Origin of the sequence: Pyrobaculum calidifontis JCM 11548 (genome assembly GCF_000015805.1) — an archaeon.
In the GTDB taxonomy this organism is placed as follows: domain Archaea; phylum Thermoproteota; class Thermoprotei; order Thermoproteales; family Thermoproteaceae; genus Pyrobaculum; species Pyrobaculum calidifontis.
Window position 1 is genome coordinate 1,088,968 of sequence record NC_009073.1, and the last position, 16,129, is coordinate 1,105,096.

The following is a 16,129-nucleotide window of genomic DNA, read 5'->3' on the forward strand; positions in this document are numbered from 1 at the left end:
CGTGTTAGCGTCCTCTACCATATGTATATTTCAAAGCCGTCTAGGTTGCCTCTTCTAGGCGCCTTTGGCGCCTCGTCGGTGGGCGGCTGGAGGCCTAGACTTTTTAGCACGAGGCTGTTTAAAGTGCTGAGGGCCTTGTCGCCTATGTGTATGTAGTAGACCTCCTCTGCGGCTCTCCTCACGGCGTCTATGTCTACGCCTCTTCCGCATACAATGGCTGTGTCGAATTTTCCATACTTATCGACGAGTTGGGACACCTCGCCCAGCGGCATTACCTCGAAGGAGTAGAAGCTCGCCGGGGCCAAGCCCTCCTCGACAGGGGCCGCGGCTAGTGGGAGTAGGGAGAGCCTGTCTATCTCGAGGGTTAGTAGATCTTCCCGCTCCTCTACTATCACCACGTCTCTCCCCGAGATGGACATGAGCTCGGAGGAGAAGCCGCAGGGGAACCACCCCGCGACGAGCGTCAGTCCGCCGTATCTCAGTAGCTCTTGCGCCGCGACGATTCTCAACGTCTGGAATATGGACGTGTAGATGTACAAACTCTGCTTAAGCTCAGGAGTCAGCCTAGTAGCGGTTGCCCCAGAGGCGAGGTGTGGGACTACGAGCTGGTGTAGCACTACGCCTATGGCCTCAGACAGCGCGCTTTTCTCGCCTGTGGGAGGCCTCGCATCGGCTTTAACGTAGGCGTCTCCCCTCTTGGCTAATACGCCGAGTTCTGCCAGTAGCTCTAGGAGGGGCCTCAGCTTTGGGGAAGGCTTGAGCTCCTCGAATTCGAGGAGGAGGGCCACCAGTGGCGTATCTCTTACGCCCCGTAGAATGTCGCCGCGGGGTATCATGGCAGGACTTCCTCTACGGGCTTGTATAAGGCGGATATGTGGTCTTTTAGGGCCGATATGTAGTATATCTTCTGCGCACCTATTGCTGTGGCGATTTCGTCTCCTTCTATGAAGATGCCGAGCTCTTCGGCTAAGTCGCGCTTGTTTCCCACTAAGACGACGTTTTTGTAGGGCTGGATGCCTCTGTCGAGCAGGGCGCTGTGGATTTCGGCTATTGCGTAGAGCGTGGCTTGGTCAGTGAGGTCGTACATGTAGATCATGAGGTCCACATAGAAGGTCCACGTCCGTGCGAAGTTTCTCGCCACCTCCAGCGCAGCTTGGCCTGGCACGTCCACGAGGTCTATCTCTCTGTCGTTTAAGTAGAGCCTGTAGAGGCCTGGGCGCAGGGTAGTCCTCGGCCTCAGCGAGAGGCCCAACAGCCTGTATATATACGTGGTCTTGCCCACGCCGCCTACGCCGAGCACAGCCGCCGAGTACCTCTTCATATATTCTCCAACAAGCCAGCTATCCTCGACTCCAGTCTAGCCACCTCTGCCCTCAAGCGCCTCGCCCGTGTGCAAAAATCCCACTCCTCAGCACCGGCGATGCACTTCAACGTCTCAATGTCCTCTTTTGCAAGTGCCACGTATTACCACCAATGCGGAGGTATAAATAGCAAACCCGTATACAAGAACGGCGGCCACTAGCACGAGGTCGCCTAGAGTCAGCCCGTCCACGAGCCTCGCCCTGAGGAGCCTCAGAAGGGAGGACCCCAGCGCCAGTAGGGCCAGGAGAGCCGCGTAGGACCACAGCGTGTAGGCCAGTAGCCTCTTCATACCGGTAGCGAGTATGCACGTAGCATAAACGCCAGCGCCGCCGTTAGGAGGGAAGTGGTCAACACAGCCAGAGTCAGGGCCTTAAATATCTCATACTCCGACATGGCCCTCTCCGAGACTGCCAGCCTAACCAGAGAGACTATGGGGGAGGAGCAGTCTTGTTGCACCACCCCGCCCTCCACCCTTGTGGGCCTCTGGATTTTCTCACGCCCCTTTATGCCGCCCGAGGAGAAGATTATCAACACGCCGTTTGTAATAAACGGGAGAGCCGCGAGCACTAGGTAGGCCACTAGGTCGTACACCACGGCTACCGTGGAAATGCTGGCGCCCAGGAAGTAGCTACCCACGTTACCGTTGAAGGTCTTGGCGGGGTACCTGTTGTAGACGTAGAGCGCCGCCGCGGCCGCTGCGTGGACTAACAACAGCATTACGGCGCCTAAGTCGCCTCTGACATACGCCACGGCGGCTAAGGCGAGGGCCACCGCCACGTTTGCCATGGGCAAAAAGCCGTTTACTGGGTCCAACATGTTGAAGGCATTTGTCACCACCGGGATCGCCAGCACTGAAAACCAGCCGGTGGCGCCGTAGAACAGCCCCACCAGGGGGAGGGTGAGTCTCACCTCGCCAAGGGCCCTGGCCACCACAAGCGCCACGAGGAGCGGCACAAACACTCTCACGTACTCGCTGACCCCCCTCAAGTCGTCCCAGAGGCCCAACATGCCGATTATAAGCGCCGCGATGAAGACGAGCAGAGCCTCTGGGATCTGGGGGGCAAGCGCCAGGTAGCCCAGGGCGGCCCCCACCACTGCCATAAGCCCCCCCGCCTTCGGCACGCCGTCTATGCCCTTATAGACGTCGCGGGAGGTGATGCCCGCTGCCCTCTGGTATTTAACCCACCACCACCCAAAGGCCACGCCCCCAAAGAAGGCCAGGGCTATTTGCCACATAGCGCCTTTAGAAGTATGGGCAGTACGAGGGTCGCATCGGCGTAGACGTACACGCTCTTAGCCGTGGGCTTGACCTTCCCCCAGCTCACCGCCTCCCTCGGCCGGGCGCCGCTTAGAGAGCCGTCGTATTCAACAGCCGTGGAGATGTAAACAACGTAGTCGAGGCCGCCCTTGAACTGTGCCCACCAAATTACGTGGTGTTTACTGATGCCCCCGCCGACGATGAGCGCGGCCAGCCTCTTGCCCCCGTGCACAATCTCCCTGAGGGCCTCCTCGTCCTTTAACACGTCTACCACAAGCCTCGCCCCGCCTCTCCTGACCCTCGCCAAGTCGTTGCAAGTGAGCAAGGCGGTCCCCACGGCGCCGTCGACGATGCCGGGGACAAAGACCTTTACCCCCGCCCTGGCCGCCGCGCCGAGTATGGAGTCCTCAGGGAGATCTCTCCCAAACTCCTCGGCCAGCTCGTAGGTGGCCAGCGACCTCCCCCACAGCCTTTCACACCTCTGAAGCACAAACTTCTCCACGTACGGGCCGTACTCCTCTCTGCTAATCACCACGTTTCCAAGCCTGTGAAGCCCCTTCTCGGCCAGTTCGTAGTCGTCTAAGTCAAAGGAGCCGGGCCTGTAGGAGGCCCCCATGGCCTTGGCTATGTCGTGGTCTAAGGCGCCGGCGGTAGTGACGACCACGTTGAAGAGTCTCTCCCTCAGAGCCTCGGCTATAATCTCCCTAAGCCCCGTGGCCACTAGGTTGCCAGTGAAGGAGAAAAAACGCACGTCTGCCTCGCCCAGCGCCTCCTTTAGAACTTCGTAGGCTTGGGCGACGTGTAGCGCCTGAAAACCCCCTATCCTCTTGTACAACTCGACGACTTCCCTCATTTAATTATCTTCACCTCATCAACAACGCCGAGCTTCCTCAACTCCTCCACGGCCTCTCTGACGCGCCTAATCGTCACCCCGAGCTTTGCCGCGATTTCCTCAAGCGACCTGGACCCGTCCACTAGCTCGGCCACCTGCCTAAGCCACTTGTCCTCCAGGGCCACGGCTTTGCCGGGCATGGGCACCTCCTTCCCCGGCACCTTGTACAAGAACAGCTTGTGGCTCCTCCACTCCTCGTATATCTCCTCCACTACCACGGGCCGCCAGCCCGGCACCTCGAAGTCGTGGGAGACCACCCGCGTGGCGGGCCGGAGCTCCCTCTCCAACTTCGGCTTGAGCCTCTCGTTTACGCTGGTGAGGAGGTACATGGTGACCACATCTGCGTTTGACAAATCTACATCGAAGAAGCTCGCGTTTATTATAGTGGCTCTGTCGGCCAAGCCCAAGTCCTTGATCCTGGCCATTGACTGCTCGTAGAGGTCCTTCCTAATCTCCACGCCGAAGGCCCGCGCGCCGAACTCCTTCGCCGCCATTATGACAATTCTCCCGTCCCCAGACCCCAGGTCGTAGAGGATCTCGCCGGGCTGGACCCGGGCGAGCTGGAGCATCCTCCTGACCACCACCTCGGGCGTCGCCACGAAGGGCACGTCGTACATGAACCCCACAATGTCTGTACTATATAAGTTTACAAGAGGTAGGTCCCACATCCAGGGAGGGGGCTCTGCCACGGCGGCTCCATGTAAAAAGTTTATAAATAGTGTAGTTTCGCCCAATGTGCCTCATAGGTCGCGTCACAAGAAGGGGCGCTCCAGCTCGGTGAGGCCTCCCCACCCCACAGTGCCAACTTGGATACAGTACACGCCGGAGGAGGTGGAACAGCTCGCGGTGGAGCTCGCCAGACGCGGATTTCCCCCGTCGCAGATAGGCATAATTTTGAGAGACCAGTACGGGATACCCCTAGTAAAGCCCATCACTGGCAAAAAGCTCACGAAAATACTGGAGGAGCATGGGATAAAGCAGGAGTTGCCCGAGGACTTGCTCAACTTGATTAGGCGCGCTTTGAGAATTAGGAAACACCTAGAGGAGCACCCCAAGGACATGGCGTCTCGCAGAGGGTTGCAGCTAGTGGAGTCGAAGATACACCGCCTGATAAAGTATTACAAGAGGGTGGGGAAGATCCCACAGGACTTTGTATACAACCCAGAGGCCCTCTCCCACTTAGCAACTTAAATTTTTGACCCATCTACCACGTGGAGTCGTTTAAAAACTTCATAATCGACCACATAGACCGGGTCCTCGAGTACTTGAAGCAAAACCCCTTGACCATATTCGTCAGGAGGAGCGTCGACGCGTATATGGCCGCCTACGCGCTCGCCGCCGCCCTAGGTGAGACCACCCACGTGGCGGTGGCGGACTGGCCACCCCAGAGAGGCGTCTGCGTAGGGTTTAGGTGCGACGGGTTCTACATAGCCGAGGGCGAGGCGGGAGTAGACGACGCGAAGCTGGCCGTGGAGCCCACCTCCCTAAGCCACATGGTCTCACTCATAATCCTCTCCCTGTCCCCCCTCGAGCGGCACGTGCACAAGGCGCTGTACGTTGGACACTACTCGTGGAGCGTCGACGTCTGTGAGCGCAACTGCCAAGTGCCCAAGGAGCTCGCCGTGGGGGACGAGAGGCTCGCCGTGGTGTTTCCCGGCCTCAAGAGGGGAGTGAAGAGGGCGCTGTCCCTCTCCACGTTGCCCATCGTGCCCGGGGTATTTGGCAAAGCAGTGGAAGAGGACAAGCGGCTGGAGGTGATGACGCGGGACGAGGCCATATCGCTCCTCGACTGGGCCCTGGGCGCCGTGGCCGCAGAGGGCTTTCACACCGCGGTGTTAGACAAGGCCGTGAGGCCCTACTCGCCGACTCTCAACCCCGCCGACGTGGCGCAGAGAATTGAGGCAGACCTCGCCGGCTTTGTGGACAAAGACGTGGAGGACTACGCGCTCAACCTGGCCGAAGCCTTCTACAACGTCGTCAAGAGGGCCAGAGAGGGTGTGGTCACGCTCCGCAACCCCTTCTACCTCCACAAGATAGCCCCATACCTCTCCTACTTTGCCAAGTCCTCTCAATGGGCGGCGCTGAGATATGAAACCCCCAGCGGGTCTGTCGTGGCAGTGGTCCCACCGCACGGCCTCAAAGGCCGGCTGAAGGCTGTCGCGCCCCTCTTCGCCGAGGTGGGACAAGTCTTCGAATTCCCCACGCACCTCCTCCTCTACGTGGAGGCGGGGCGGTGGGGGGACTTCCTGAAGGCTTATGAGAAGGCTAAGGAGTAGGATCGAGACTCCGCTCTCCTGCGAGTACATAGAGGCGGTGAGGCCAGACGACGTGGAGTTGCCAAGGGGCATGGAGATTAGGCACCTCTGCGTCGACGGGAGGTGGCATATAGAAGTGGTATACGTAGTGGAGTCGCCGGAGGACATACTCACGTTGAAAAATACCTTGGACGACGTGGTGAGGGCCCTCCAGCTTGTGGAAAAGATTAATCTTCAGTGACCTTCCCCTCCGGTGGCGGGATATACTTGCGTATGTCCTCGGCGTATTTTTCCAAGTTGTCTGCCACGTATATGGGCGCGTTTACTCTCACGGCGAGGGCGACGGCGTCGCTTGGCCGGGCGTCGAAGGTGTGTATTTTCCCCTCTCTGTCTTTTACATACACGGTGGCCGTATAGGTGCTCGCCACCAGCGCGTCTATGGTGACCTTCTCCACAGTGGCGCCGAGCGCCTCAAGGATCTCGGCGAGGAGGTCGTGGCTTAGCGGGCGGGGGAAGTCCACCTCGCCCAGCCCCTTTTTAATGGACAGAGTCTCCGCGGCGCCGATCACAATGGGGAGGGCCTTGTCTCCCCACTCCTCTGCCCCCACTAACATGATGCCCGCCACTTGCCCAAAGGAGTCCACGGTCTCAACGACGTCGATGAGCTCAGCCTTTAAATACCTAGCCATTGTAGATGAATATCTAGGTGCTTAAAATCTTTCGTGATGAGGCACGGCTGAGGATAGGTGACAGGTCCTAAACCAGGCTGAGCTAGTCGCTCTCCCTCTCGCTCTCCTGCAAATTTTCCAAGAGGAGCCTCCTCATCTCCTCCATCTCCTCCTGGTCGTACTCCTGTCTTCTCTCCTCGGCAACCATTACCCCCCGCTTCTTCTCCTCAGAGACTTCAGACCTCTGGCGGTACCCCTCCTTCGCCTTCTCAGTCAGCTTTACCTCGTAGCCGCACTTGGGGCACTTAAGCACAGTGGTCCCATCCTTCTTCACTGGCACCATCAACGTGCCGTCCTTGGGACAAAACCGCATTCTACTTCAACAAGTCTACCGTATTTAAGCCTTTTGCGCGGTATAGAAAGCTTTATAAGATATATACATCTATATTTGTGAAACTCCTACTGTTGGGGAACGAGGCAATTGCCTACGGGGCGCTCAGCGGAGGCCTAGCCGTAGCCACGGCATATCCAGGCACGCCCTCTACAGAGGTGTTAGAGACAATAGAGGAGTTTAAGGACCGCTATACACACTGGGCGGCCAATGAGAAGACGGCGTTTGAAATAGCCTACGGAGCCGCCCTAGCTGGGGCAAGGGCCCTGGTGGCTATGAAGCACGTGGGGCTGAACGTGGCCGCAGACCCCCTCCACAGCGCGGCTTACACAGGCGTGGAGGGGGGCCTCCTAGTGGTGTCGGCAGACGACCCGTGGATGTACTCTTCTCAGAATGAGCAAGACACCAGGTGGTACGGCGTGCAGGCATACGTGCCCGTCCTCGAGCCCTCTAGCCCGGCCGAGGCCTACGCCTACGCCAAGGCGGGGCTAGAGCTCAGCGAGAGGGTCAAGCAACCCGTCTTGCTTAGGAGCGTGACGAGGGTGAGCCACGTGAGAGCGCCCGTGGAGGTGGAGCCCCCTGCGCCTCCCAAGTGGGGCAACTTCGTCAGAGATGTGAAGCGCTTCACGCTTGTGCCAGCCCATGCGCGGGAGAGGAGGAGGGAGCTGGTGGAGAAGTGGGAGAAAATGCGGGAGTGGGCCGAGCAGTACATGACTGTGGAAGACGGCTGCGACAAGGCCGTGGTGGTGACAGCGGGGGTAGCTTATACATATGTAAAAGAGGCGTTGAAGAGGCTGGGCACCTGCGCCACTGTGGTGAAGCTGGGGATGTCTGTGCCGCTCCCCCGGAAGATCTCCGAGGTGGTGAAGGGAGAGGCCATAGTGGTAGAGGAGGGGGACCCAGTGGTGGAGACTCAGCTCAGGGCACTCGGCGTATCCACCAGGGGAAAGCTGGACGGCTATTTTCCGCGGTACGGCGAATTGACCACGGGGAAGGTGGCCGCTGGCATAGCCAAGGCGCTTGGCCTCCCCTACTCCCCGCCCGCGGTCTACAAGTCGCCCATGGCGCCTCCCCCAAGGCCGCCGTCTCTATGCCCAGGCTGCCCCCACATGGCCACCTTCTACGCGCTTAAGGTAGCCACGGCTGGGCTAAACCCAGTCTGGTCTGGTGACATAGGCTGCTACTCGCTGGGCTTAAACACGGGCCAGCAGGACATAATAACGCACATGGGCTCCTCTGTGGGCCTTGGCCACGGCGTCGCCGTAGCGGCAAAGCGGTTTGTAGTAGCCACAGTGGGCGACTCCACCTTCTACCACGCCGTCCTCCCCCAGCTTGTGGACGTAGCCGCCAAATCTGTCCCCATGTTGATCGTGGTCATGGACAACGCCTACACGGCCATGACGGGCGGCCAGCCGAGCCCAAGCAGATTTCTGCCAGTGGAGAAGATAACCGAGGCCTTTGGCATACCCACCTTCGTAGTAGACCCCGTGTATGTCAAGTCGTCTATTGAGACTGTGAAAAAGGCGGTGGAGGTGGTGAAGAGCGGCAGGCCTGCGGTCGTCGTCTCAAGGAGGCCCTGCACTCTCATGGCGGTGAGGAAGGCGCGCCGTAGCGGCGTAAGGCTCCCGAGGTACTTCGTCGACGTGGACAAGTGCGTCTCTTGTGGAATTTGCTACAACGTGTTGAAGTGTAGCGCCATTTCCAAGGCGTCTGGCGGAAAGGCGTATATAGACCCCGCTCTCTGCGTCGGATGCGGAGTCTGCGCCGAGGTGTGCCCCGTGGGGGCAATAAAGGGAGAGGGAGACAGGGCGAAGTGGCTGGAGGTATGGAGACAGGCATAGTCATCGTAGGCGTGGGAGGACAGGGCGTGTTGACGCTGGCCAGGTGGCTGGGAGAGGCCGCCCTCTCCGCTGGCTACGACGTAAGAGTGGCAGAGGTCCACGGCTTAAGCCAGCGTGGTGGGGCTGTGGAAGTCCACGTGCGATTTGGGAATGAGGTCTACGCCCCCGTAGTAGACGAGGGCGAGGCCGACGTCGTGGTTGCCCTCGAGGCGTTGGAGGCCTTGCGGGGCCTTAGGTACCTCAGACAGGGCGGGGTGCTGGTGGTAAATAGGAGGATAATCCAGCCGCCAGGCGCGTGGTACGACATAGGCCAAGTGTTAGACGCGTTGAAGAAGTCCGGCGTGCGCCACTACGTAGTCCCCTGCTACGAAGAGGCGCTGAAGCTGGGCTCCCCAGTCTATGAAAACTCGGTAATGCTGGGCTTCGTATCGGCGTTGCTAAGCCTCCCAGCCCCGCCCAGCCTAGACGAGGCCAATAAAAAGGCCTTTCAAAGAGGCGCCGCCCTACTCCAAAATCCTCTTTCCCCCGACCAGTAGCCACCCCTCTTCGTCCACTTCGATTTTCCCTTTGGCGCTCCCCCGCTCCACCAGCCGCTTGAAGAGGTGAGACGGGTCCACTGGATTTCCAAAAAACTCCAACACTCTCTCCACGTCGCGGCGCAGTAGCTCAAGCTCCCTCGGGTGGCCCCTCCTGACCGCTGAGCCCCAGTCAATTATCCAAGGGGCCTCCCCGTCGTAGAGGATATTGAAGGGGCTTAAGTCGCCGTGTACAAGCCCCGCGGCGATGTACGTCTTCTCGAGGTTCTTAACCACCTCTAAAAACACGGCCTCGGGGTCGTCCAACCCCTCTAGCCCAACCTCGTGGAGCAGGGGGGCCGGCGTGTTGCCCTCGCCTATGAAGTCCATGACGAGGACATTTCGCAGAAACCCCCTCGGCCTCGGCACGCGGACCCCCGCCTCATACGCCCTAGCGAGGTTGCCGAACTCCTTTCGACACCACAATTCGACTAAGTGGAGCTGGTCGCTGATCTTCACCCCCCTAAACCGCGGGTCGCCCAAGATGTAGCCGTGCCTACTTTTCACAAACCTGACGGGGACTGGGTAGAATATCTTAAGCGCTATGTACCTCCCCTCTCTGTCCTTGGCTAAGACGAGCTTCGCCTCCTTGCCCTGGCCCACCGGCCCCAGCACGTCACCCACGACCCCCCTCTCCTGTAGCTTCACCACGGCGGCCCAGGTGTAGGCGTTTATCGCATCGTCTACCACTTTGAAGTAGTCGTGATCTTTCTCAGTCCTAAAACGCCCCACGTCTAGGGGGGAGAAGCGATTTAAAACCTTTCACAGAAGACGCCGTGGCGTCTGAATATCTGCGCGGGGCCATTGTAGAGCCGATAGAGGCTAAGAGGGCGAGGGCCGCGCGGGAGTTCGTCAAACTTGTGGACGGCAAATACGGCGCCAGGGCGGAGTTCGACGAGAGGGAGATGGTCATCAAAATAACGCCTGGCCAAGGCACGGGGGTAGACGCTGTGTTGAAGCTGAGGGAGATGGCAAGGGCCGTGGCGCTCGGATTTACTCCACAACAGGCGCTCATGCTAGAAGACGACGAGTACGTCTTAGCTGTGGTGGACTTAAAGGAGTACACAGACAAGCCTAACCACCTCAGGAGGATAAAAGGCCGCATAATAGGCGAAGAGGGGAGGGCTAAACACACCATTGAGCAATTGGCCGAGGTGTCAATGGTGGTGGGAGACCACTACGTGGCGATCCTCGGCAAGCTAGGCGACGTAGAGATAGCGAAAAGAGCAGTGGAGATGTTAATAGAGGGGAAGAAACACAGCACCGTGTATAAGTATATCCAGGAGGCTAAAAGAGGCTAAGACGAGGCGGCGGCCTCCGCCGCTACCTCCTTCACCGCGACGCGCTCCTCCTCCGGCGGATATCTCAACACCTTGATTTTAGCCACCTCCACCTTCCTCATGGGGGCAATCTTCTTCCCAGCTATGAACAAGTCGGCGGCCAGAGTCCCCTCAAGCACCTCCTTTAAAAACTGCCCAATGTCCGCCTCTGCGGCCTTCTTAGTTACCACCTCGATGAACCGCTTCCGAATTGCCGACTTCTGCGCCGTGCCTACCCTGTGGGTGGTCACGCCCAGGACGGCGACTCTCATGACCCACCCGTCCTTAGTCTTGACATCCGTTATAGCCATAATCTTGCTGGTGCCCCGCCTAATGAGAGACCTGAGGTAGTCCCTAGTCAGCTCAAGGCCCTTAAACCTCGTCGACGCGTTTAGCCCATCCACCCTATGTATTTGAAACCTCAGCTTAATGGGGAGGTGGGAAATGTCCTTAGTAATGTCGTAGAGCGTGACCTCGAGAGTCCTTTTCACAAGCTTCTGGGCCTCAGCCGCGGGCACCTCTGCGAGGAAAACTCCGCCGAGGTAGGGAGGGGCATACACGCTGAACCACTTCTTCAACGCCCAGGGGTCCCTCTTGGAGATGGCGACCTTCTCCTGCGCGGCAACAGCCTTCTGCTTCTCTGCCATCGCCGCCAAGTATCACGGTAAATATAAACTTTGCCCCCGCCCACTGCGTGAAACATTTTTTTACGCCTCGCAGTACTGCCAATGGACGAGGTAGACAGAAAGATATTGATGGCCCTTCAGGCTGACGGCAAGAAGACTCTGCAGGAGCTAAGCGAGGAGCTGGGTAGGCCTAAGACCACCCTGGCGGCGAGAATTAAGAAGCTGGAGGAGGAAGGCGTAATACTGGGCTACAAGGCGGTGGTCAACCCCTTCGCCCTCGGCTACAAGCTACTCGCCTTCGTCCTCGTCAGCGTTAGAAGAGGCGCCTCCGCCGAGTCAAAACCTCTCCAACAGGCAGTGGCGGAGAAGGTCTTACAGGAGTGCAACGGCGAAGGAGGCATGCCCTTCGTAGAAGAGGCCTACATAATAACGGGGCCCTACGACCTCTTATTCAAAGTCTGGGCGAGGGACGTGAAACAGCTCTCCACGTTCCTAGTGGCGTATCTGGCCTCCAACCCCGACATACAGCGCACCGAGACGCTGATCGTGCTAGAGATCGTGGATGACTGGCGTAGGCGCGTAATGCCGCCCTCACAGCCTGCCTAAGTGCGACAAATATATAAAGGGGGGGTTGTAGATCCACGTGAGCAGAAGGCGTAAGATGTACTACTACGAGGAAACCCCGATAGGCCCCATCAGCAGAACCCCGGCGGAGGCCAAGGTGTACAAATACGTAGACTGCTCAATAGTGGAGAAGACCCCCACTACTATCACCGCCATGTGCAAGCCCAACACTCTCATAAAGGTTTACAAAGGCGAGGGGGAGGGCGCCGAATTCGTCGTAGAGTTCACAGACACAGACACGGGGCTGAGCGAGAAGCACAGAGTAGACCTCTCCACAGCTGTGGTCATTAGGAGGTACCTAGAGTCTAGAAGTAGATAAATTTTAAAACTAAGGAGATTAGTATGGTTATGGAGGCCGTGGTGTTTTTAAACGTGGACATAGGGTCTGAGGATAGGGTAATGGAACAGCTCGCCGCAATACCGGAGGTCAAGGCGGTGTACTTCGTCTACGGGCCATACGACCTAGTGGTAAAAATTGAGGCGCCCGACATAGAGAAGATAAGGGCGGTGGTGAGAGAAAAGGTGAGGAAAATAGACGGCATTAGGTCCACCACAACCTTGATTGTGGCCAAGTCCCACGCGAAGTAGTGTGTAGATTTTACATAGCCAAAGGGCCGGTAGACCTCTCCCGCGCGTTGAGGCTGGCGGCTAAGTACGACCCCTACGCCCCTGGTGAGCGGAAACAACATGGCGACGGCTGGGGATACGTGGCTGTGTTGGGCAGGGGCTACCTGTACTATAGGTCTGAGGCGCCCATATGGGAAGACCCAACCCCCATACCCATGGGAGAGGTGGTACTAGCCCACGCCCGCGCTGCATCGCCCGGCGAGCCCCTAGGCGTACAACATGCACACCCCTACATGGCGTATACGCCCGACGGGAGGCTCATCTTCCTCGCCCACAACGGGTCAGTGGACAAAAAGGCCATAGCACAACAACTAGGCCTAGACCCAGCCCCCTACACCGACAGCCACATCTTGGCCCTATACTTGGCCAAGCACTGGGACAATCCACAGGCCGCCGTGGAGAAGGCCCTGCCCTACGTAAAAACGGCGCTTAACATCGCCGTGGTAGAGCTCCCAGGCCCCAAGGCCTACGCCTACACCTACTACAAGGGGAAGGGGGAGTACTACCCGCTGTACTTGCTAAGGCTGGGAGTGGGGAAGGCGGTGGCGTCTTCCACTCTACTCAGACATGTAGACGCCGACGCCACAAAGCTAGAGAAGGGCACATTTCTACAACTCTAACTTTTTAACACCCCCAAACTTTCCATTATGGAGTCGCCGGAGTTGGAGGGCTTGAAAAAACTGCGCACAGGCTTCCTAATCTTCATAGCGCTTGAGGTAGTGGCGGTGGCCTTGGTCTTTACAACAGTAGGCGCGGCCATCGGCGTATTAGGCAGGGGAATAGACGCCCTCTCTGCCCTCATGGCGTTGCTGTGGGTCATAGTGGCGGCCGTGGTGGCCCTGGCCGTCGTGGGCCTCGTTGCCTTCCTCATATACATCAGAGGCGGCTATGGAAAACTGGCCCAGGTAGACCGCGGCTTTGGCATATGCCGCACGGGCGTCACCATATTAATCGCTGGCATCGTAGTGGCCCTGGCGGGGCTCCTCTCCATAGTTCCGTGGGCTGTGGAACTCGCGCGGACGGCGATCTCACACCCCGGGCAGTGGAGAGGCTTGCCGCCCGACTTTCTGCTATCCCCTCTGCTCGCGGCGGTGGGCGTGGCGGTCGTCGGCGGAATTTTGGCCCTAGTGGGCTGGATACTGGTGTTCATCGTCGGCGCGTTTAAACTGAGCGATAAGTACAAAGAGTCGCTGTTCCAAGCGGCGGGCATCCTCTACATCGTCGACATCGTCCTGCTCTTCTTGGGACTAGGCGGCCTCCTCACCCTGGTGGGCCACATACTAATGTACATAGGCCTTGGGTCAGCCATAAATAAGGCCGTGGCGTCTGCCCAGCCTCAAGCGCCCTCCTCGGCCACGGAGAAGCCCACGCTGTAGAGCACGTCTACCACGTACTCAAAGAGGCGGCTTGGCTCGCGCGGCTTCAGAACCTTCGCCTCTCCCCCCCTCACGTATATTACGCCGAACCAGGGCCGCTCTACGCCAGGCGGCGGCTCTCCCTCAAGCACTAGGACCATGTTGCGCGTCCTCCGCCAAAGCTTCCTCGAGTAGGAGGCCCAGGGGCAGATGGCCACCACTCCGCTCTTCTCGGCTGTGCCGTCTACTGAGATGTACTGAAGGCCGCATCTGTGGTCAAGGCTGAACTCGTACTCGCCGTGTAGAGAAAGCGCCTTGGCCAAGGCGTCGGCCCTAGACCGCTTCACCCGGAGAAGCTCTTCCAAAAGCTCCCCTGCGGAGAGGACTGGGTTGACCACCAGCCCCACCTCCGGCCTGTAGAGGGCCGCCCTCCCCAGTCTGACGGTGCGCGGCACCTCCCCGTAGAGGGCCCGGTGCAACCTCTCGTCAAACTCCTCCGCCAGCAAGCCCTCTACAAAGGCCATTAGCCCCCCGTCGCGAAGGTAGGGGCCCAGCTCCTCGTCCAAGTTCACCCGTGGCCGAGACGCCTCGCCCCCCAGCTTTATGAGGAGCTTGGCCAAATAGGGAGGCGCCGCCACTACGTCCTCGGAGAAGTGCATGACGAGGCCCCACCTCAAGAGTCTCTCAAGCCCCCCGGCCCTCCCCAAGAGCTCAAGCCCAGCCTCGACCTCCCCCTCCAGGGACAGACTTCTCCCATACGCCGCGTACAACGCCGCAAGCTCTCTGTCGTCAATGCGGGACTCCACTAATCTACAGAGCTCGTCCGAGTGCTCGTCGGCGCGCCTCACGTCCTCTTCGCCGGCCCCCTCCGCGGCGGCCCACAGCTCGGCCCACCTCTCCCCATACCTAAGCCGGAAGTCCCCCTCCAGTACGCCCACGTCGCCCTTGTACACAGCCCTCTGAAACCTCGCCTCTAAGACGAGCGGATCCACGTCAATACTAAGGCCAATATTTAAATGCGGAAAAGAGGGTATGGGCGTGCGCGGCTTCAAGCAGCTCACCCCCATACCAGAGGCCCAAAGGGCCGTGCTGGCCGCCCTGACCCACGTCCCCAGAGCCGCCGCCGTGCCGACCCCCACCGCCGTGGGCAAATACGCCGCCGCAGACGTGGTGGCACCGGCGGACGTGCCCCCCTTTGACAGAGCTGCCTTCGACGGCTACGCGGTGAGGTCCATCGACACCCTAAGCGCGTCTAGGACAAACCCCGCTATGTTGAAGCTGGTGGGCAAGGCACTTCCGGGGCGCCCCCACCAAGGCGCATTGGGCCCCGGCGAGGCCGTAGAAGTGGCGACGGGCGCCCCCCTCCCTCCAGGCGCAGACGCCGTTGTGCCATACGAAGAGGCCGCCGCCAGGGAGGGATACGTGGAGGTGTACAGACCGGTCCCCCAGTACTACTACGTCTCGCGGCGGGGAGAAGACGTGGTGGCAGGCGAAGTGGTCATACGCAGAGGCCGGCTCATAAAGCCGTGGGACATCGGCGTGTTGGCCTCCCTAGGCATAAAAGAGGTGCCGGTCTACAAAATAACCGCGGCCATTATTTCCACAGGCAACGAGCTCGTGGAGTTGGACGACGCCCCACCGCCCCCCGGCAAGATCATAAACAGCACCCGCCACGTGCTAGAGGCCATGTTGAGGGAGGTGGGGGTGGAGCCCCACTACATGGGCATAGTCCCAGACGACGAAGACGTGATATACGAGAGAGTCAGAGAGGCGCTGAGGGAGCACGACATGGTCATAACCACGGGCGGCGTCTCCGTGGGAGAGCCAGACCACGTAGTCTCCGCGGTGTCGAGGCTGAGGCCCAGCGTCCTCGTCCACGGCATAGCGGCGAGGCCCGGGAGGCCCAACAGCGCCGCGGTAGTGGAGGGAAAGCTTATCGCAATGCTCTCGGGCTTCCCCGTGGCCTCCATCGTCGGGTTCGAGGTCTTTGTAAAACCCGCCGTCCTAAAAATGGCGGGGGCGGCGGAGGAGCCCCGCCCAGTAGTCAAGGCGGTTTTGACCAGGAGAGTCACCACCCCCATCAACGTGAGGAGCTTCGTCAGAGTCCGCGTCTATAGACAGGGCGGAAGACTCTACGCAGAGCCCCTAGCCGTGACTGGTAGCGGCATACTCTCCACATTGACGAGGGGAAACGGCCTCTTAATCATACCCGAAAACAGAGAGGGATACGACGAGGGCGACGAGGTGGAGGTAGTACTGTTGGGACCCATAGAGTAGATCTCCCGAGTAGTCTGGGTTGCCCATCGGTTGAGACTTGTGGGGCTGTACGTCTCTTC

General features: G+C 59.3%; 24 protein-coding genes. 12 read left to right on the forward strand and 12 right to left on the reverse strand.

Annotated features, from left to right (window positions below; genetic code table 11):
- Positions 1-14: 14 nt before the first annotated feature.
- Genes PCAL_RS06185 through PCAL_RS06215 form a run of 7 tightly spaced genes read right to left on the reverse strand, consistent with a single transcriptional unit; the run spans position 15 to position 4,180 of the window.
- Entirely contained in the window at positions 15-836 is an 822-nt protein-coding gene (locus PCAL_RS06185; RefSeq protein ID WP_011849850.1) for a hypothetical protein, read from the reverse strand.
- Positions 833-1,321, reverse strand: a complete 489-nt coding sequence (locus PCAL_RS06190; protein ID WP_011849851.1) for a Rab family GTPase — start codon at positions 1,319-1,321, stop codon at positions 833-835. The genes PCAL_RS06185 and PCAL_RS06190 overlap by 4 nt, the downstream gene beginning before the upstream one ends.
- A complete protein-coding gene (locus tag PCAL_RS06195; RefSeq protein WP_193322553.1) occupies positions 1,318-1,461 on the reverse strand; it encodes a hypothetical protein in 144 nt (47 codons plus the stop codon). The genes PCAL_RS06190 and PCAL_RS06195 overlap by 4 nt, the downstream gene beginning before the upstream one ends.
- Positions 1,436-1,651: a hypothetical protein gene (locus tag PCAL_RS06200; protein WP_011849852.1), complete on the reverse strand. Its 216-nt coding sequence runs from the start codon at positions 1,649-1,651 to the stop codon at positions 1,436-1,438. The genes PCAL_RS06195 and PCAL_RS06200 overlap by 26 nt, the downstream gene beginning before the upstream one ends.
- Positions 1,648-2,598, reverse strand: a complete 951-nt coding sequence (locus PCAL_RS06205; RefSeq protein WP_011849853.1) for an MraY family glycosyltransferase — start codon at positions 2,596-2,598, stop codon at positions 1,648-1,650. The genes PCAL_RS06200 and PCAL_RS06205 overlap by 4 nt, the downstream gene beginning before the upstream one ends.
- Positions 2,586-3,473, reverse strand: coding sequence for a deoxyhypusine synthase (locus PCAL_RS06210; protein WP_011849854.1), 888 nt, complete (start codon positions 3,471-3,473; stop codon positions 2,586-2,588). The genes PCAL_RS06205 and PCAL_RS06210 overlap by 13 nt, the downstream gene beginning before the upstream one ends.
- The gene (locus tag PCAL_RS06215) at positions 3,470-4,180 is read right to left on the reverse strand and encodes an SAM-dependent methyltransferase (RefSeq protein ID WP_011849855.1); all 711 of its coding nucleotides are present in this window, start codon (positions 4,178-4,180) and stop codon (positions 3,470-3,472) included. Before PCAL_RS06215 ends, PCAL_RS06210 begins: the two co-directional genes overlap by 4 nt.
- A 67-nt stretch (positions 4,181-4,247) precedes the next feature.
- On the opposite strand from PCAL_RS06215, the gene PCAL_RS06220 reads away from it, so the two are divergent.
- The 3 genes from PCAL_RS06220 to PCAL_RS06230 are packed head-to-tail and all read left to right on the forward strand — an operon-like array spanning position 4,248 to position 6,008.
- A complete protein-coding gene (locus PCAL_RS06220; protein ID WP_011849856.1) occupies positions 4,248-4,703 on the forward strand; it encodes a 30S ribosomal protein S15 in 456 nt (151 codons plus the stop codon).
- A gap of 20 nt (positions 4,704-4,723) precedes the next feature.
- Positions 4,724-5,788 (forward strand): hypothetical protein, encoded by a 1,065-nt coding sequence (locus tag PCAL_RS06225; protein ID WP_011849857.1) that lies wholly within the window; start codon positions 4,724-4,726, stop codon positions 5,786-5,788.
- Positions 5,769-6,008, forward strand: coding sequence for a KEOPS complex subunit Pcc1 (locus tag PCAL_RS06230; RefSeq protein WP_011849858.1), 240 nt, complete (start codon positions 5,769-5,771; stop codon positions 6,006-6,008). The genes PCAL_RS06225 and PCAL_RS06230 overlap by 20 nt, the downstream gene beginning before the upstream one ends.
- On the opposite strand, the gene PCAL_RS06235 is transcribed toward PCAL_RS06230, so the two are convergent.
- Together PCAL_RS06235 and PCAL_RS06240 are read right to left on the reverse strand one after the other, a co-directional pair.
- Positions 5,995-6,456: a bifunctional nuclease family protein gene (locus tag PCAL_RS06235; RefSeq protein ID WP_011849859.1), complete on the reverse strand. Its 462-nt coding sequence runs from the start codon at positions 6,454-6,456 to the stop codon at positions 5,995-5,997. The two genes, PCAL_RS06230 and PCAL_RS06235, sit on opposite strands and share 14 nt — an antisense overlap.
- Positions 6,457-6,538: 82 nt before the next feature.
- On the reverse strand, positions 6,539-6,808 hold the full coding sequence (locus PCAL_RS06240; RefSeq protein WP_011849860.1) for a DNA-directed RNA polymerase: 270 nt from the start codon (positions 6,806-6,808) through the stop codon (positions 6,539-6,541).
- 77 nt (positions 6,809-6,885) lie between these two features.
- On the opposite strand from PCAL_RS06240, the gene PCAL_RS06245 reads away from it, so the two are divergent.
- Both PCAL_RS06245 and PCAL_RS06250 read left to right on the forward strand, forming a co-directional pair.
- A complete protein-coding gene (locus tag PCAL_RS06245; RefSeq protein WP_011849861.1) occupies positions 6,886-8,667 on the forward strand; it encodes a thiamine pyrophosphate-dependent enzyme in 1,782 nt (593 codons plus the stop codon).
- A complete protein-coding gene (locus PCAL_RS06250) occupies positions 8,652-9,203 on the forward strand; it encodes an indolepyruvate oxidoreductase subunit beta (RefSeq protein WP_193322554.1) in 552 nt (183 codons plus the stop codon). The genes PCAL_RS06245 and PCAL_RS06250 overlap by 16 nt, the downstream gene beginning before the upstream one ends.
- Here PCAL_RS06250 and PCAL_RS06255 read toward each other — a convergent pair.
- Positions 9,171-9,974 (reverse strand): serine protein kinase RIO, encoded by an 804-nt coding sequence (locus PCAL_RS06255; protein WP_011849863.1) that lies wholly within the window; start codon positions 9,972-9,974, stop codon positions 9,171-9,173. The two genes, PCAL_RS06250 and PCAL_RS06255, sit on opposite strands and share 33 nt — an antisense overlap.
- Before the next feature lie 44 nt (positions 9,975-10,018).
- Between PCAL_RS06255 and PCAL_RS06260 the strand changes: the two genes are divergently transcribed.
- Positions 10,019-10,543 carry a KH domain-containing protein gene (locus PCAL_RS06260; RefSeq protein ID WP_011849864.1) on the forward strand — a complete coding sequence of 175 codons (525 nt, stop codon included), beginning with the start codon at positions 10,019-10,021 and terminating at the stop codon, positions 10,541-10,543.
- Here PCAL_RS06260 and PCAL_RS06265 read toward each other — a convergent pair.
- Entirely contained in the window at positions 10,540-11,208 is a 669-nt protein-coding gene (locus PCAL_RS06265; RefSeq protein WP_011849865.1) for a 30S ribosomal protein S3ae, read from the reverse strand. The genes PCAL_RS06260 and PCAL_RS06265 overlap by 4 nt on opposite strands.
- Before the next feature lie 81 nt (positions 11,209-11,289).
- Between PCAL_RS06265 and PCAL_RS06270 the strand changes: the two genes are divergently transcribed.
- From PCAL_RS06270 to PCAL_RS06290, 5 genes are read left to right on the forward strand one after another with little or no spacing between them, the layout of a single operon-like run.
- Positions 11,290-11,793, forward strand: coding sequence for an Lrp/AsnC family transcriptional regulator (locus PCAL_RS06270; protein WP_011849866.1), 504 nt, complete (start codon positions 11,290-11,292; stop codon positions 11,791-11,793).
- A 37-nt stretch (positions 11,794-11,830) separates the two neighbouring features.
- Positions 11,831-12,130 (forward strand): hypothetical protein, encoded by a 300-nt coding sequence (locus tag PCAL_RS06275; RefSeq protein ID WP_011849867.1) that lies wholly within the window; start codon positions 11,831-11,833, stop codon positions 12,128-12,130.
- 29 nt (positions 12,131-12,159) lie between these two features.
- Positions 12,160-12,399 (forward strand): Lrp/AsnC family transcriptional regulator, encoded by a 240-nt coding sequence (locus PCAL_RS06280; protein ID WP_193322555.1) that lies wholly within the window; start codon positions 12,160-12,162, stop codon positions 12,397-12,399.
- Positions 12,399-13,058 (forward strand): class II glutamine amidotransferase, encoded by a 660-nt coding sequence (locus PCAL_RS06285; RefSeq protein WP_011849869.1) that lies wholly within the window; start codon positions 12,399-12,401, stop codon positions 13,056-13,058. The genes PCAL_RS06280 and PCAL_RS06285 overlap by 1 nt, the downstream gene beginning before the upstream one ends.
- Before the next feature lie 27 nt (positions 13,059-13,085).
- Entirely contained in the window at positions 13,086-13,814 is a 729-nt protein-coding gene (locus PCAL_RS06290; protein WP_011849870.1) for a DUF973 family protein, read from the forward strand.
- Here the strand turns inward: PCAL_RS06290 and PCAL_RS06295 are convergent.
- Positions 13,775-14,785: a hypothetical protein gene (locus PCAL_RS06295; RefSeq protein ID WP_011849871.1), complete on the reverse strand. Its 1,011-nt coding sequence runs from the start codon at positions 14,783-14,785 to the stop codon at positions 13,775-13,777. The genes PCAL_RS06290 and PCAL_RS06295 overlap by 40 nt on opposite strands.
- Positions 14,786-14,831: 46 nt before the next feature.
- On the opposite strand from PCAL_RS06295, the gene PCAL_RS06300 reads away from it, so the two are divergent.
- Positions 14,832-16,070, forward strand: coding sequence for a molybdopterin molybdotransferase MoeA (locus tag PCAL_RS06300; protein WP_193322556.1), 1,239 nt, complete (start codon positions 14,832-14,834; stop codon positions 16,068-16,070).
- Positions 16,071-16,129: the final 59 nt, after the last annotated feature.

What these genes read in the sequence shown, in the direction of transcription:
- PCAL_RS06250 (WP_193322554.1), top strand. Translation starts at nt 8,652, where the DNA reads ATGGAGACAGGCATAGTCATCGTAGGCGTGGGAGGACAGGGCGTGTTG.
- PCAL_RS06235 (WP_011849859.1), bottom strand. Translation starts at nt 6,456, where the DNA reads ATGGCTAGGTATTTAAAGGCTGAGCTCATCGACGTCGTTGAGACCGTG.
- PCAL_RS06290 (WP_011849870.1), top strand. Translation starts at nt 13,086, where the DNA reads ATGGAGTCGCCGGAGTTGGAGGGCTTGAAAAAACTGCGCACAGGCTTC.
- PCAL_RS06270 (WP_011849866.1), top strand. Translation starts at nt 11,290, where the DNA reads ATGGACGAGGTAGACAGAAAGATATTGATGGCCCTTCAGGCTGACGGC.
- PCAL_RS06240 (WP_011849860.1), bottom strand. Translation starts at nt 6,808, where the DNA reads ATGCGGTTTTGTCCCAAGGACGGCACGTTGATGGTGCCAGTGAAGAAG.
- PCAL_RS06190 (WP_011849851.1), bottom strand. Translation starts at nt 1,321, where the DNA reads ATGAAGAGGTACTCGGCGGCTGTGCTCGGCGTAGGCGGCGTGGGCAAG.
- PCAL_RS06185 (WP_011849850.1), bottom strand. Translation starts at nt 836, where the DNA reads ATGATACCCCGCGGCGACATTCTACGGGGCGTAAGAGATACGCCACTG.
- PCAL_RS06210 (WP_011849854.1), bottom strand. Translation starts at nt 3,473, where the DNA reads ATGAGGGAAGTCGTCGAGTTGTACAAGAGGATAGGGGGTTTTCAGGCG.
- PCAL_RS06215 (WP_011849855.1), bottom strand. Translation starts at nt 4,180, where the DNA reads ATGTGGGACCTACCTCTTGTAAACTTATATAGTACAGACATTGTGGGG.
- PCAL_RS06205 (WP_011849853.1), bottom strand. Translation starts at nt 2,598, where the DNA reads ATGTGGCAAATAGCCCTGGCCTTCTTTGGGGGCGTGGCCTTTGGGTGG.
- PCAL_RS06200 (WP_011849852.1), bottom strand. Translation starts at nt 1,651, where the DNA reads ATGAAGAGGCTACTGGCCTACACGCTGTGGTCCTACGCGGCTCTCCTG.
- PCAL_RS06280 (WP_193322555.1), top strand. Translation starts at nt 12,160, where the DNA reads ATGGAGGCCGTGGTGTTTTTAAACGTGGACATAGGGTCTGAGGATAGG.
- PCAL_RS06265 (WP_011849865.1), bottom strand. Translation starts at nt 11,208, where the DNA reads ATGGCAGAGAAGCAGAAGGCTGTTGCCGCGCAGGAGAAGGTCGCCATC.
- PCAL_RS06230 (WP_011849858.1), top strand. Translation starts at nt 5,769, where the DNA reads ATGAGAAGGCTAAGGAGTAGGATCGAGACTCCGCTCTCCTGCGAGTAC.